The sequence below is a fragment of the Paraburkholderia sp. RL17-337-BIB-A genome, assembly GCF_046025895.1.
In the GTDB taxonomy this organism is placed as follows: Bacteria; Pseudomonadota; Gammaproteobacteria; order Burkholderiales; family Burkholderiaceae; genus Paraburkholderia; species Paraburkholderia fungorum_C.
In genome coordinates this window covers 2,801,676-2,815,864 of sequence record NZ_JARESY010000001.1, presented here as the reverse complement: position 1 = coordinate 2,815,864, position 14,189 = coordinate 2,801,676, and the positions used below count along the sequence as shown (strand labels likewise).

Below are 14,189 nucleotides of genomic sequence, written 5' to 3'. Positions count from 1 at the left end.
GGCGCGAACGTGACGGGAGCGAGCCTGTGCGGTCCGCGAGACGCGCCCGGAGCGCGACCTACAATGAAGAGAGGATCTGCGAGCATTCGCCGTGGACTTGACTGCGGCCGCGCGGGAGGCCGACATGATGAAGGGCTACCAACTCACGTTCTATACCGAGCAGAACAGGCGCCATGGACATCAAACGGTCGTGGAATGTCTGCTGTCGATCGCGAAGCACGTCGGCATTCATGGCGCGACCGTCGTGGCGGCGGCCGAAGGCATCGGCCACGCGGGCGCACGGCATGCCGCGCGCTTCTTCGAACTGGCCGATCAACCGCAACAGGTCATTTTCGCGGTCACTGAAGGCGAGGCCGAAGCGTTGCTCGAGGCGGTGCGCGAGAGCAATGTCCCGGTCTTCTACACGCGTTGCCCGATCGAATTCGGCATGCTCGGCGCAGAGCCGGCCACGAAACATCCGGCGCGCCGCTAACGCTGCTTCGCGGCAAATCCATCAGCCGACGCTTTCGCGCTCCGGCGTCGCCGAAATCTTGTGGATCGACAGATCCGCGCCGTTGTATTCGTCTTCCTGGTCGAGCCGTAGGCCCACCGTCAGGCGAATCGCGCCGTACACGAGCGTGCCGCCGAGCGTCGCCACCACGATGCCACCCAAGGTGCCAACCAACTGCGCGCCGAACGAGACGCCGCCCAGCCCGCCGAGCGCACGCAAGCCGAAGATGCCGGCCGCGAGGCCGCCCCACGCGCCGCACAGACCGTGCAGCGGCCATACGCCGAGCACGTCGTCGATGCGCCAGCGGTTCTGCACGCAGGTGAACATATGGACGAACAGTACGCCCGCGATGCCACCCGTTACCAGCGCGCCGAGCGGATGCATCACGTCGGAGCCGGCGCATACCGCGACCAGCCCGGCAAGCGGACCGTTGTACGTGAAGCCCGGGTCGTTGCGGCCCGCGAGCCATGCGGTCAGCGTGCCGCCGACCATCGCCATCAGCGAATTGACGGCGACGAGACCGCTGATCTTATCGATGGTCTGCGCGCTCATCACGTTAAAGCCGAACCAGCCGACCGCCAGCACCCATGCGCCCAACGCGAGGAACGGAATATTCGACGGCGGATGCGCGGCGATCCCGCCGTCGCGGTGATAGCGGCCGTGGCGCGCGCCGAGCAACAATACAGCCGGCAACGCGACCCAGCCGCCGAACGCATGCACCACCACCGAACCGGCGAAGTCGTGAAACGGCACCCCGAATAGCTGGGTGAGCGAGCTCTGAACACCGAAGCGGCCGTTCCACGCGATCCCTTCGAAGAACGGGTAGACGAAGCCGACCAGCACGAAGGTGGCGAACAGTTGCGGATTGAATTTCGAGCGCTCGGCGATGCCGCCTGACACGATCGCCGGAATCGCTGCCGCAAAGGTCAGCAGGAAGAAGAAGCGCACCAGCGCATAGCCGTTGTGCGCGGACAGCGACTCGGCGCTGCCGAAGAACTGCACGCCGTAGGCGATCGTGTAGCCGATGAAGAAATACGCGATCGTCGAGACCGAGAAGTCCACCAGAATCTTGACCAGCGCATTGACCTGTTTCTTCTTGCGGACCGTGCCCAGTTCGAGAAACGCGAACCCCGCGTGCATGGCCAGCACCATCGCGGCACCCAGCAGAAGGAAGAGGGTATCGGTGCCTTTTTTCAGACTTTCCATCGATGTGTCCCGCTTATGCCAAAAAAGCGGGCACTGAACGCAAGAAGCGGGCCAAATTTATGCCTCAAAGCGTCGCCAAGGTGCAAAGCCGCACCGGGATGGGTTTTCCTTCGCTTCTTGTTAATTGATAACACGCTCTTTCTTGCACCTCGAAAAGCAATGAAAGCACTAGATAAGTGCGTACGGTTTTCAGATGGGCGGTCGTGATCCAAACAGGGGCAAAATTTTCGATTTGATTTACATTTAATTCAAAGTGCTGACGTTTTGCGCGTATTCGTGACGCGCGGGTTCGGATCGGGCGGTAAAAGCCATGATTCGTGGCGCGTCGTCTTTGTCTTCCTGTGCAAACGCCGACATAATGTGCCGTTCCCGCGCATGATCTGCCGGCCATCGACTTCCAATGCGTACGCATGAGACTGACCACTAAAGGCCTGTTGCTGATCGCGATTCCGGCCCTCTTCGAACTGGCGCTGCTGTCCGGCCTGGTCAAGGCCCAGTCAGACGCGGCGCAAGCCGAGCAGTGGGCCATCCATAGCGAAGACGTGTTGCGTCAGACCACCGCGATTCTCGATCCGGTGCTAGGTGAGTCCGTCGCGCTACGCGGTGCGGTGCTCGCCAACGATTCCCACTTCACGACGCCGGTTACCTTCTGGATGGACGTCGACCGTCGCATCGATCACCTGGCCGAACTGGTTGCCGATAACCCGGCGCAAGTCGAGCGCGTGGTGCAGGTGCGTCAGGAGGTGCAGGGGTATCGTCAATGGTCGGACCGCGTTCAGGACATGCTGCATTCCGGGCGGCGGCGCGATCTGCTCGAGCGTTTCCGCGAGCTGGCGCCGGCCGACGTGCTGGATAGCTTCCGTCAGCAGGTGGCAGCCTTCCAGGCCGAAGAGCGGCACCTCGACACGTTGCGCTCGAACGCCGCCGACGCCGCGCGTGAACGGCAGCAGATGCTGATCGTCGCGGCCGTGTTCGGCTCCTTGCTGTTCGTCGCGCTGGCCGTCTGGCTGTTCACGCGCGGCGTGCGCGGCCGGCTCGCGGTGCTGTCCGATAACGCCGGGCGCCTCGCGGGCAACGAGCCGCTGGCGCCGCTCAGTCCGGGCCGTGACGAAATTGCCCAGCTCGATCTGACCTTGCATGAAACCAGCCGGCGTCTGCTCGAGGCCGAGCGGATTCAGGCGCGTTTCCAGGCCGATCTCGCGCGCCGCACCGGCGAACTGGCGCGCATCAACGAGACCTTGCGGCAACAGACCCAGGAAAACGAAATGTTCATTTACAGCGTGTCGCACGACTTGCGTGCGCCGCTGGTGAATCTGCAGGGGTTCTCGAAAGAATTGATTCGGGCGTGCGACGAACTGCGCGCGATGCTGCGCCAGTCGTCGCTCGCGGTGGGGCCGCGGCAGCGCATCGAACGGGTGGTGGACGAGGATATTGGTGAGGCGCTGCACTTTCTGCAGACGGCCGTGCTGCGTGCCTCGCACATCATTGACGCGCTATTGCGGCTGTCGCGTGTCGGCCGCGTCGAGTATCGGCAGCAAAAGGTCGAAGTGCGCGATATCGTGCCGCGCGTGGTCGACGCCATGCAGGTGTCGATCCGGGCGCGCCGGGCGCGTGTGATCGTCGAGGACTTGCCGGCGGTGTGGGGCGACCCGACCGCGCTCGAACAGGTCTTCGCGAACCTGATCGGCAATGCGGTCAATTATCTGGATCCCGAGCGCGAAGGCCGGATCGAAATCGGTACGACGCCGGCGCCCCCGGGCGTGCATTCGCTACGGATTTTCTACGTGCGGGACAATGGTCTGGGCATTCCGGCGGTCGCGCTGCCGCGGCTCTTCAACGCCTTTCAACGGCTGCACGGCAATGTGGCGGCGGGTGAGGGCATCGGTCTTGCGCTCGTGCGGCGCGTGGTGGAGCGGCACGGCGGGCGCGTGTGGGCGGAGTCGAAAGAAGGGATGGGCACGACGTTTTATCTGTCGCTGCCCGAAGCCGCGGTGCGGATGGCGCAACTGGCTGTTGAAACGCATGCCACGTCGGCGGACGGTGTTCATGCGGTTCGTGGTGCGCGCGAAGGGCGCGCCGGCCTCGCTGATCGTGATGGGGCCGGCCTGAGCGGTGGTGCGGCGCCACATGTCGCCAATACCGCTAATACCGCCAATACCGCCAATACCGCCAATACCGCCAATACCGCCAATACCGCCAATACCGCCAATAGCGCCAATAGCGCCAGTGCCGCGCCCGGTATCAGTACGCGGTAAAGAGCCGGCGCGGTTTGAGCAGTTTGCTGCCGCGAATCGACCAGTAGCAGCCACAGGCGATCAGGATCGCCACGCCGGTCAGCGCCTCGAGCGGCGCCGGGTGCAGCCCGGCCACGCCGTCAAGAGCGAACAGACCGCGCGCGGCGATCAGCAGCGCCGCCCACAACGAACAGGCTGCTTGCACCAGCATGCGCATGCCTGCCAAACGTCGCGCGCGGTTTTCTCGCGACCAGTTGGCCGGTGTGCGTGCGCAGAAAAAAGCAATCGCCATCAACGTGACGGCGAGAATGACGATCCAATCAGTCAGTTCCATTGAAAAGGCTCCCAAGTCAACCGGCGACTATAGGAAAGCCTTTCGCTGCGAACTATCGGATTAGTCTCAAAATGCGGATGCGTTTGGTGGGTTTGGCGAGCACCTTGCCGCAAGGGCAACGCGCTCGCCCCAGGATCAGAGTTCGATCCGGGTACCGAGCAGCACGAGGAATTGACGCAGCCACTCAGGATGGGCGGGCCACGCGGGAGCGGTGACGAAATTGGCGTCGGTGATGGCGGCGTCGACCGGAATGTCGGCGTACTCGCCGCCGGCCAGCTTCACTTCGGGCGCGCAGGCCGGGTAGGCGGAAATGCGCTTGCCGCGAATCACGTCGGCGGCGGCCAGCAGCTGCGCGGCGTGGCAGATCGCGGCGATCGGCTTGCCCGCTTCGGCGAATTGCCGCACCAGTTCGATCACCTTGTGATTGAGCCGCAGATACTCCGGCGCGCGGCCGCCTGCGATTGCCAGCGCGTCATACTGACGGGGATCGGCCTCGTCGAATGTGGCGTTGAGTGTGAACTGATGGCCAGGCTTTTCGGTGTAGGTCTGGTCGCCTTCGAAATCATGGATCGCGGTCTTGATCTTCTCGCCCGCTTTCTTGTTCGGACAAACCGCGTCGACGACATGGCCGACCGCCTGCAGTGCCTGGAACGGCACCATCGTTTCGTAATCCTCGGCGAAGTCGCCGGTCAGGAACAGAATCTTCTTTGCTGCCATCGCATGCCTCCTATTGATCAACGGAACACATCGAACGCTTTGGAAGTCTACTCTAACGCGTTTGACAGAACCGCGACGGGGCATGTAATGAGGCTCGCCGCGGAGACCGTGTGGCGCAACGGCGTATCATTGGCGCGTTTTCGCATGCGGAAGCCGCTCGACGCGGCTCACACTCAGCCATGACTTTCTCTATTCGTTCACCGTTGTTGCGCCGCGCCGCGGTTGTCGCCCTTGTGTTCGGCGGCCTCGCGGCTTGTCAGAAGAACGATGCGTCGGCCGGACAGGTTGGCGGCAAGCTCGACGACGCGGCGCAAGCCGCCGGTCAGAAGCTCGATCAGGCGGCCAGCTACGTCAGCCAGCAGGTCGACGCGACCAAAGCCGCCGCGCAGCAGAACCTCGAATCGGCCTCCGCGCCGTCGATCACGATCGATCCCGCGTCGCTGGCGTCGACCGCGCAAGCCAACCTGCAAGGCGCGGCAAGCGCAACCAATGCACAACTCGGCAAGGCGGCGGCGCTGACCGGCCAAAGCCTCGAGTCGGCGGGGCGCAAGCTGCAGGAGTGGTCGGCGCAAAGTTCGGCCTCGTCGGCGGGCGTGTCGGCTTCCCCGTCGGCGTCGAGCGATTCAGGCGATGCGCAAAAGCAGATGGACAAGTGACAGGACGCCCGTTGTGTTCATCCGTTTGAGAGCCGGTTTGACAGCCGGATTAAATGTAATTACTATGGTTACATATTGTCGTTGCCGGGCAGGGTCGCTTTGAATACGAGTAGCCGGTTTGCGTTCGCGGTGCATGTGCTTGCACTGCTGTCCTTGCAGGAGGGCACGCCGCTCTCGTCGGAGATGATCGCGGGCAGCGTGAATACGAATCCCGCGTTGATCCGGCGTTTGTTGAGCATGCTGGCCGACGCGGGGCTCACCACCTCGCAGCTCGGCGCGGGCGGCGGCGCGCTGCTTGCCAGGCCGCCAGACGACATCACCTTGCTCGAGGTTTATCGCGCGGTGGACGACGCGCAATTGTTCGCCATGCATCGTGAGGAGCCGAATCCGGCGTGTATGGTGGGGCGGAATATCCAGGTTGTGCTGCGCGGCATCATCGACGAAGCGCAGCAGGCCATGGAGGCATCGCTTGGCGCACGCACGCTGGCCGATGCCACTTCCGAGCTGGTGCGCGCCGAGCGGGCGCGCGAGCGCAAGCGGCGTCCGCAGACGACGTAGCTAAGAAGCAGTACCGAAGGGCGCGTGTCATGTAGTCGAGATGTACGCGCCTGAGAACGGACGGGGGCCCAAGGCCCCTCTTTTTTCGACGTTATATGTAATCGATGTAGTTACACATAGGCTAATGTGAGGAGTATCGAAATGAACAAACAGTTGAAAATCGCATTGTTCGGCGCCACCGGCATGATTGGTTCGCGGATCGCCGCGGAAGCAGCCCGCCGCGGGCATCAGGTAACCGCGCTGGCGCGTAATCCGGCACGCGTGCCGGCCGACGTGGCGAATCTGCAAGCCGCGCAGGCCGATCTGCTCGACGCCGCGAGCGTCGGCGCCGCGTTACGCGGCCACGACGTGGTGGCGAGCGCGTATGCGCCGCCGCAGGACGATCCCGGCGTGGTGGGCAAGGCGACCCATGCGCTCGTCGAAGGCGTGCGCGCAGCGGGCCTGAAGCGCCTCGTGGTAGTAGGCGGCGCGGGTTCGCTCGAAGTGGCGCCGGGCAAACAACTGGTCGACACGGACGGTTTCCCGGACGCCTATAAGCCGATCGCACTGGCCCACCGCGATGCATTCGACTACTACCGCGGCGTCACCGATCTCGACTGGACTTTCTTTGCCCCCGCCGCGCTGATCGCGCCGGGCGAGCGCACCGGCCAGTTCCGCACGGGCGCGAACACGCTCCTTGCCGGCGCCGAGGGCAATAGCCGCATTTCCGCGGAAGACTATGCGATCGCCTTTGTCGACGAATTGGAGCAAGGCCGTTTCATCCGGCAGATCGCGACGGTGGCTTATTGAGTTTCAAGAGTTTCAAGGGCCCGTGTGCGGTCGTGTCGCGCCTGGTCCGTTGAATGCGTCTCAGCGGCCGTTCAGCGGATAAAGGTCGCCGGTAATTCCTCGAACATGCGCAAGCGTCCTAACAATCGGTTACGCATGTTCGGCCGCCGCCGGTAAAACTGCGGCTACACTGGCGTCTCCCGTTTTCTCACGGATCGCCATGCAGTCATGCCCGTCGCGGCGTGAGTCCGGGGCCGCGCCGTCCAACGGCGGGCAACCGGCAACTCACGCCGCCTTTCGTTTTTCTTTCAGTCGTGCCGGATGCCGCGCCCGGCGCGGTGTTCGCGCTCACGTCGCGGCGTGGTTCGGCGCGTGGGCGGCCACGGTCTGCCTCGCGCTGGTTCTCGGGATCGGATGCCTGCCCGCGACTGTCCATGCTGCCGGCACCGCCACGCCGGTCATTCCAGCATTGCAGAGTCTGATCAATAGCGCGACGGCGACGCCTGCGTCGGCCGCCTCGGGCGCCTCGGCGGCGGAAGCGGCCTCCGCGCCGTCGCCCGCGAGCCAGGCGGAACTGGCGCGCTCGCTCGACAGCGTGATCGCCACGCTCGACAACGACCGGCAGCGTACCGCGCTCGTCGCCCAGCTCAAGAAACTGCGCGAGGTCTCGCAAAACGTCGCACCGCCCGCGTCCGCGCAACCTAGCCCGGGCTTGCTCGGCGCGATCGCCTCCGGCATCGCGTCGTTCGAATCCGATGTGCATCAGGGCCGCACGCCCGTGCGCTATTGGGGTGGACGCTTCAACGCGGCCGGCAATGAGCTCTACACGATCATTTCGGGTCAAGGGCAGGAGAGCCTCGGCCGCATTGTCTTTTCCATGTTTGCCATGTTGGCCGGCTGGGGGGCGTGCGCCGGCGCGCTGATTTACGTGCAACACCGGCTCTACCGGCGCTTCGGCATCCTGATGGGGCTCAAGCCGAATCCCACCACGCGCGAGTTGCTGATCTTCGCGCTGCGTCGCGTCGGGCCGTGGATCGTCGCGTTTCTCGCTGCGTTGCTGTTCGTGCGCGCGATGCCCGACGCGCTCGGCCGCACCCTCGGTATGGTGGTCGCTTACGCGATTGTCGCGGGCGCGGTGTTTTCGGCGATCTGTCTGATCATGTTTTCGCTGTTCGGCTCGGGGCATCGGCGGGTCGCGGTGCATCTCCTGATCGAACACGCGCGGCGCGTGCTGTTCGTGGTGGGCGTATGCGCGGCCCTCGGCGATGCGGCCGTCAACTACGACGTCGAGCATCAGCTCGGATCGAACCTCGCCGCGCTGATTTCGACGGCCGCCAATATGACGGCGGCCGTGCTCACCGGCTATTTCGCGCTGGCCTTCCGCCGGCCGGTCGCGCACCTGATTCGCAACCGGCCTTACGAGCAGCGCCACCATCACAAGGCCGCGACCGACGCGTTCGACGTGCTCGCCGCGCTCTGGCACGTGCCGGTGCTGGTGCTCGCCACCGCGTCGGTGGTCGCCACGCTCGGCGGCTCGGGGTCCAGCGAGAACGTGCTGCAGATTTCGGTGGTGACCGCGTTGCTGCTGGTGTTCGCCTTCTTCCTCTCGGCCGTCGTATTGCGCATGACGCGCCCGCGCAGCCCGCGCGCGCGGCGCCGCTCGCCGTATCTGACGCGCCTGCTGCGCTTTTGCGGCACGCTGCTGACGCTGTTCATCTGGCTGTTCTTCTTCGAACTGGCCGCGCGTTTGTGGGGGGTGTCGCTCGCGGAAGTCGTGGAGGAGAACGTTGCGGCGCGCGGCATCGCGCACGCGGTGACGGCGATTATCGCGACGGTGTTCATTGCGTGGCTGCTGTGGATTCTGGTCGACACCGCGATTACCGAGGCCCTCAACCCGGGTGCTCCGCGCAACAAGTCGCGCAATCCGAGCATGCGCGCGCGCACGATGCTGCCGCTGCTGCGCAACGTGCTGCTGGTGTCGATCATGACGATTGCCGGCATCGTCACCGCGGCGAACCTGGGCATCAATGTGACGCCGCTGCTGGCCGGCGCCGGCGTGATCGGTCTCGCGATCGGTTTCGGCGCGCAGTCGCTCGTGACCGACCTGATCACGGGCCTTTTCATCATCATCGAAGATACGATTTCGGTCGGTGACTGGATCGACGTGGACGGCGGTCATGCGGGCACGGTCGAGCATCTGTCGATTCGTACCGTGCGCTTGCGCGATGGGCAAGGTGCGATTCACGCGATTCCGTTCTCGCAGATCAAGATCGTCAAGAACCTGTCGCGGGACTTCGCCTATGCGGTGTTCGAAGTGCGGATGTCGTTCTCAACCGATGTCGATCAGATCACGCAACTGATTCGCGAAGTGGGCGCCGATCTGATGGCCGACTTCCGCTACCGGCGCGAAATGCTCGGGCCGATCGAGGTGTGGGGGCTCGACCGTTTCGATCCGAACTGGATGGTCGTGAAAGGGCAGATCAAGACGCGGCCGTTGCAGCAATGGAGCGTGGCGCGCGCCTTCAATTTGAGGCTCAAACGCAAAATGGACGAAGCCGGGATAGAGATTCCGGTGCCGCAGATGCGTGTGTACACGTCGTCGAAGGATAGCGAAGGACAGCCTTTGCAGGACGATGAGCTGCCCGGGGCCGGTCCGCATGGGCATGGACACGCGCATGTTGAAGCGGTGGCATCGACACGGGCCGCGCATGCTGCGGTGGCGGTGGCGCGCGATGTATCGCACGAACCGCGTCCGGCGCCGGCGCCGACTGGGCAAACCGCGCCGATTCCCCCGCAGATTCCGACGGCGGGTGACGCGGGCGGCAAAAACTGATTGGGCTGGGTGTTGGATGCTGGTTGCGCTGGATGCTGGCTGCATCGTTGCTGGATGCTAGATGTTGATTGCCGGTTACCAGCCAGCAGCCAGCAGCCAGCAGCCAGCAGCCAGCAGCCACCAGCCAGCAGCCAGCAGCCACCAGCCACCAGTTACCAGTTACCAGTTACCAGTTACCAGTTACCGATTGCCAGTCACCGGTTTCAGACGAGCGCCGGTGCGTCGGTCGCGCGCACGATGTCGTTGACATGTGTGGCGATCTGCGCGCCCGCGACACCGTAAATATGCAGCGAGACGGCCGGCGCGTCGCTGCAATTGCCCAACCGATGAATGCCGCCCCTGCCGCCGCGCACAAACGATACGGCGCCGGCATGGCGCGCTTGTGTCCGGGTGGCGCTTGCGCAGTGCCGTGCGCCATTCCATTCGAAGACCGTTTCGCTCAGCGTGCCGTCGAGCAACGCGTAGCCGCACCATGTGTGGTGCGCATGTACCGGGCTCGCCTGGCGCGGCAGCCAGACCAGCGCGGCGATCGCATAGCGGCCGTGCGGATCTGCGGCCAGCAGGTGACGCCGGTAGTTTTCATCGGAGCCTTCGCGTTGCGCTGATGTGAGCAAATCAGGATTCGCCGCGGCTTCAGCCAGTGCGATGCGCATGCCACGCGCGAAGAAGGTCGAATCCGACGGTTCGGGGAATTTCACGCAGGCTTCGAAGATCGCGTCGAGCGCCTCGCATAGGTGCGTAAGCGGCGCGCTGCGATGCGCGCACGCGGACGTTTCATTCGTCCCGGCAAACTGGGCGGCGTGGGCGGAGGAACGGGCGACGGGTGTTGAACGGAGGTCTTGGCTCATGATCGCTGCGCAGCGGTATGGCTGCTTATCGGCTATTTTTGGATAGCCACATTTATACCCGTTTGCCTGTAGAAAGAGTTTCCATATAATTCCCCCTGAAGTCTAAAAAGTAGAATAATTTCCTATGGGAGTGTCGCAATGGGAATGGATATCATCGATCGGAAGCTTCTGGAGCTACTGCAGGAAGACGCCACCATGCCGATCGCCGAACTGGCGCAACGCGTGAATCTGTCGCAAACGCCTTGCTGGAAGCGGCTGCAGCGTCTGAAAGAGACGGGCGTGATACGCGCCCAGGTGGCGCTGTGCGATGCGCGCAAGCTCGGCGTGGGCACGACCGTGTTTGTCGCGGTGCGCACTAACCAGCACACCGAGGCCTGGGCGCAGACTTTTACGCGTGCGGTGCAGGAGATTCCGGAGGTCGTGGAGGTGTACCGGATGAGCGGCGAAACGGATTACCTGCTGCGCGTGGTGGTGTCCGATATCGACGACTACGATCGCGTGTACAAACTGTTGATCGCCGCCGTGCCGCTGTATGACGTGAGTTCGAGCTTTGCGATGGAGCAGATCAAGTATTCGACGGCGCTGCCGGTGCGGCCATCCGTGGTGGTGGAAGGGCGTTGACATGCAAGCCATGTGCAAGCTCAGGGGGCGTAGAATGCCGCCTTCCCAGACATCATCCGCGACTGCCTCGCGAACCGAGCCCGCCTCATGAACAAACCGCCGCGCAAGAAGAACCCGACTTTTGGCATTGCCGTTTTCATCGTGGTCGCGGTGCTGCTGGTGATCGCCACGCTCTTCTATAACGCCATCACGGAAAAGCGCGAATTCGACCGCGAGAACGCGCCGGCGCCGACGATTTCATCGGACGCGGCGGCTGCGGCTACTGTAGCGAAGCCCGCAAGCGGCACGGCGCAATAAGACGGGCCGATCTGCGCTTCAGTCGTTTCACTCTTCCGGCAGGCGGATCACGCTCGCATCCTTGCGAATCAGCGAGGACGCCGCCAGCATCTGCTTGCACTGGTGGGCCAGCAATTTCATGTCGCGCACGGCGTCCGCCGGGTAGTCCGGCGATTTCTCCGTTTCGACCACCATCGCATCCAGCTCACGCGACAATTGCTTGACCTGCTCGCCCTGATCGGCGGGCGGCGCGTTGCCGGCTTCGGCTTCGGTCAGGTTGTCGCGGATCACGCTCAGGGCGCGTTGCAACGGTTGTAGCGAGACGCTGTCGGCCTGCTGCGCAGAGGTGCGCAGTAACGGCGCGGCCACGGTGATCTGCGAGGCGAGCACGTGGCTGCGCACCAGCAGGCCGTTCAATTCAGGCACGAACTTCTGCGCGGATTTCGGTTCGAGCATCATGCGCTGGAACGCCTGGCCCAGATTGGCGAATGCGACGTGGACGTTCTTGCGTGCGAGCCGGTAGCGATAGTCGCGATCGAGCGCCGTTGCAGCGGCTGCGACGGCAGGGGATGCGCCGCCGGTTGGTTTGGCGGTTGCGTTCCTTACCGTGGTGGTGCCGGGGCTGCCTGCGCTTGCGGTCGCATTTGAGTTTCCCCCGCCGTTTGCCATCGCGAGCGCCGGCTTGCCGAAATCAATCGCCGCATCGGCCATCGCCGCGGCAGGCGCAAATGCACCACCCTCAGTCACCGTCGCGACCACCGCGGCGGCCGGCTTGCCGCTCCACCACCAACTCGCTTCCAGATACTGCCGCGTCGCGCTGATCATGTTGTTGACGAGCTTGCCCATCAACCGGTATTCCCAGTAGGGGAACAGGTGGCTCGCGGCGATCGCGATCGCGCAGCCCACAACCGTGTCGATCGCGCGTTCGCCGATGATCCGCATGCTGCCCGGCGCGAGCAGATGGAACATGAGCAGCACATACGACGAGGTGAACACCACGCTCGCCGTGTAATTGAACAGCAGCAAGCTATAGCTCATCACCATCGACGCGAACATCACCACCAGCAGGATGTGCGGCTCGTTCACGAAGATCATCAACGCGATGCTCGCCGCGCAGCCGATCAGCGTGCCGATGATCCGCTGCCCGTTGCGCTGCTTGGTCAGCGAATAGCCGGGCTTCAGAATGATGACGGTGGTCATCACGATCCAGTACGCATTGGTGAGCGGCAGCAGACGGCCGAGCCAGAAGCCCACCGCGACCGCAATCGTCACGCGCAGCGCATGGCGGAAGCTCGGCGAGGCCATGGTCAGATTCGAGAAAAGCTGCCCGAACGGTACGCGGCGGCTCGACACGAAGCGGGAGAGCGCCTGGTCGAGGCGCAGTTCGGTCTCGGTCGCGCTGGGGTCGCTCGACAGGCTCTTGCGCATCTTGTCGATCAGGCGCGTGGCGCTCCAGATACGCCGGAAGGTGGACGATATTGCCGAATAAGCCTCAGGATTTTTAGCGGGCAAATCCTGCTTGCGCATCACATCGATCTCGAACTCGATGGCGCGCAATTCGGCCTTGACATTCACGCGCGTACGCGGCGGCTGGTTTTGCAATACCGCGAGTCCGATCTCTTCGAGATCGGCTGCGGATTTACGAATCAGATCGCGATAGAACACCAGCAGGTCGGAGCCGCCGAACGTATTGCGGACCACCGAGTAATCGACGTGCGTGCCGACAAACAGTTCGTGCAGATCGACGGTATTGATGAACAGATTGAACAGCATGGCCCGGCGCGGTTCGAGCCGGCCGCTTTTTAGCTTCGGCAGATTGCGCAGCACGATGTCGCGCGCGGCATCCTGACGTTCGACTGCCGAGATCTGCTTGTCGACCAGATTGCGATAGCACTCGTCGAGATCGTTGTCGAGATCGTAGAAGGCGGCGCGCGCGAGCAGATAGTCTGCGCACGCGAACACGCTTTCGGCGAGTGCCTGCTGTTCGATGCGATGCATCATCCAGCGGCTCACGAAGGTCGACCAATAGGTGTACCAGAGGCCGCCCAACAGAATCCACGACGCATTGACGAGCGCCTGCATGGGCGTGAAATGGTCTTCCAGCGTCATGATCATCATGAACAGCGTGGCGAAGCTGATCTGCGGCCAGCGGTTGCCATACACGACGATCAACGAGAGCACGAACGTGAGCGGCACGACCGTGCACCACAGCGCCACTGGATTGACCGTGGCGATACCGGTGGCGAGCGCGGACAGGAAGCCGATCACCGTGCACGCCAGCATCTCATTGTGCTTGTACTTGAGCGGGCCCGGCATATCGACCACGCATGCGCCGAGTGCGCCGGTCGCGATCGTGAAGCCGAGCTCGCGATCGTGAAACACGATCAAACACAATACGGCCGGTAACGACACGCCGACTGCGATGCGCAGGCCGCCATAAAAGTACTGGCTGTAGAGGAATTTTTTTATTTCAACCGAATAGCGCATCGACTGCCTGGATTCCATTCACTGAGAAACGCGGTTGGAGAGGCCGACCCGGAGCAGACCCAAACTGCCGTCGAGTCTAACTGATTTTGTGTCTGATCTGACCTCGTCCGTTTGGCCAGGTTCTGCCCTGAGAGCGCGTTTGTTATGCTGTCGCTTCAATG

General features: G+C 63.4%; 13 protein-coding genes. 8 read left to right on the top strand and 5 right to left on the bottom strand.

The annotated features are described in order from the left end of the window. Positions 1-124 precede the first annotated feature (124 nt). Entirely contained in the window at positions 125-472 is a 348-nt protein-coding gene (locus P0D84_RS12645; RefSeq protein WP_408336805.1) for a DUF190 domain-containing protein, read from the top strand. Between the two features lie 21 nt (positions 473-493). On the opposite strand, the gene P0D84_RS12640 is transcribed toward P0D84_RS12645, so the two are convergent. After that, complete coding sequence (locus P0D84_RS12640; RefSeq protein WP_408336803.1) at positions 494-1,696, bottom strand: ammonium transporter; 1,203 nt, start codon at positions 1,694-1,696, stop codon at positions 494-496. Between the two features lie 410 nt (positions 1,697-2,106). Between P0D84_RS12640 and P0D84_RS12635 the strand changes: the two genes are divergently transcribed. Beyond that, on the top strand, positions 2,107-3,951 hold the full coding sequence (locus P0D84_RS12635; protein ID WP_408336801.1) for a sensor histidine kinase: 1,845 nt from the start codon (positions 2,107-2,109) through the stop codon (positions 3,949-3,951). Here P0D84_RS12635 and P0D84_RS12630 read toward each other — a convergent pair. Both P0D84_RS12630 and P0D84_RS12625 read right to left on the bottom strand, forming a co-directional pair. Further along, a complete protein-coding gene (locus tag P0D84_RS12630; protein WP_408336799.1) occupies positions 3,938-4,264 on the bottom strand; it encodes a hypothetical protein in 327 nt (108 codons plus the stop codon). The two genes, P0D84_RS12635 and P0D84_RS12630, sit on opposite strands and share 14 nt — an antisense overlap. A 135-nt stretch (positions 4,265-4,399) precedes the next feature. Beyond that, complete coding sequence (locus P0D84_RS12625; RefSeq protein ID WP_408336797.1) at positions 4,400-4,981, bottom strand: DJ-1/PfpI family protein; 582 nt, start codon at positions 4,979-4,981, stop codon at positions 4,400-4,402. A 179-nt stretch (positions 4,982-5,160) separates the two neighbouring features. Here P0D84_RS12625 and P0D84_RS12620 point away from each other — a divergent pair, with 179 nt between their 5' ends. The 4 genes from P0D84_RS12620 (at position 5,161) to P0D84_RS12605 (ending at position 9,796) form a co-directional block, all read left to right on the top strand. Further along, positions 5,161-5,637, top strand: coding sequence for a BCAL1086 family glycoprotein (locus P0D84_RS12620; protein WP_408336795.1), 477 nt, complete (start codon positions 5,161-5,163; stop codon positions 5,635-5,637). A 99-nt stretch (positions 5,638-5,736) separates the two neighbouring features. Continuing rightward, positions 5,737-6,195: an Rrf2 family transcriptional regulator gene (locus P0D84_RS12615; RefSeq protein ID WP_408336793.1), complete on the top strand. Its 459-nt coding sequence runs from the start codon at positions 5,737-5,739 to the stop codon at positions 6,193-6,195. Positions 6,196-6,336: 141 nt separating this feature from the next. After that, a complete protein-coding gene (locus P0D84_RS12610) occupies positions 6,337-6,984 on the top strand; it encodes an NAD(P)-dependent oxidoreductase (protein ID WP_408336791.1) in 648 nt (215 codons plus the stop codon). Positions 6,985-7,183: 199 nt separating this feature from the next. After that, positions 7,184-9,796 (top strand): mechanosensitive ion channel domain-containing protein, encoded by a 2,613-nt coding sequence (locus P0D84_RS12605; RefSeq protein WP_408336789.1) that lies wholly within the window; start codon positions 7,184-7,186, stop codon positions 9,794-9,796. 203 nt (positions 9,797-9,999) lie between these two features. On the opposite strand, the gene P0D84_RS12600 is transcribed toward P0D84_RS12605, so the two are convergent. Further along, positions 10,000-10,644, bottom strand: coding sequence for a cysteine dioxygenase family protein (locus tag P0D84_RS12600; protein ID WP_408336787.1), 645 nt, complete (start codon positions 10,642-10,644; stop codon positions 10,000-10,002). Between the two features lie 138 nt (positions 10,645-10,782). Here P0D84_RS12600 and P0D84_RS12595 point away from each other — a divergent pair, with 138 nt between their 5' ends. Next, entirely contained in the window at positions 10,783-11,265 is a 483-nt protein-coding gene (locus P0D84_RS12595; RefSeq protein ID WP_179730863.1) for an Lrp/AsnC family transcriptional regulator, read from the top strand. 87 nt (positions 11,266-11,352) lie between these two features. Beyond that, complete coding sequence (locus tag P0D84_RS12590; protein WP_408336785.1) at positions 11,353-11,562, top strand: hypothetical protein; 210 nt, start codon at positions 11,353-11,355, stop codon at positions 11,560-11,562. A gap of 27 nt (positions 11,563-11,589) precedes the next feature. Here P0D84_RS12590 and P0D84_RS12585 read toward each other — a convergent pair whose 3' ends face one another. Next, positions 11,590-14,028, bottom strand: a complete 2,439-nt coding sequence (locus tag P0D84_RS12585) for an FUSC family protein (protein ID WP_408339810.1) — start codon at positions 14,026-14,028, stop codon at positions 11,590-11,592. Positions 14,029-14,189 lie beyond the last annotated feature (161 nt).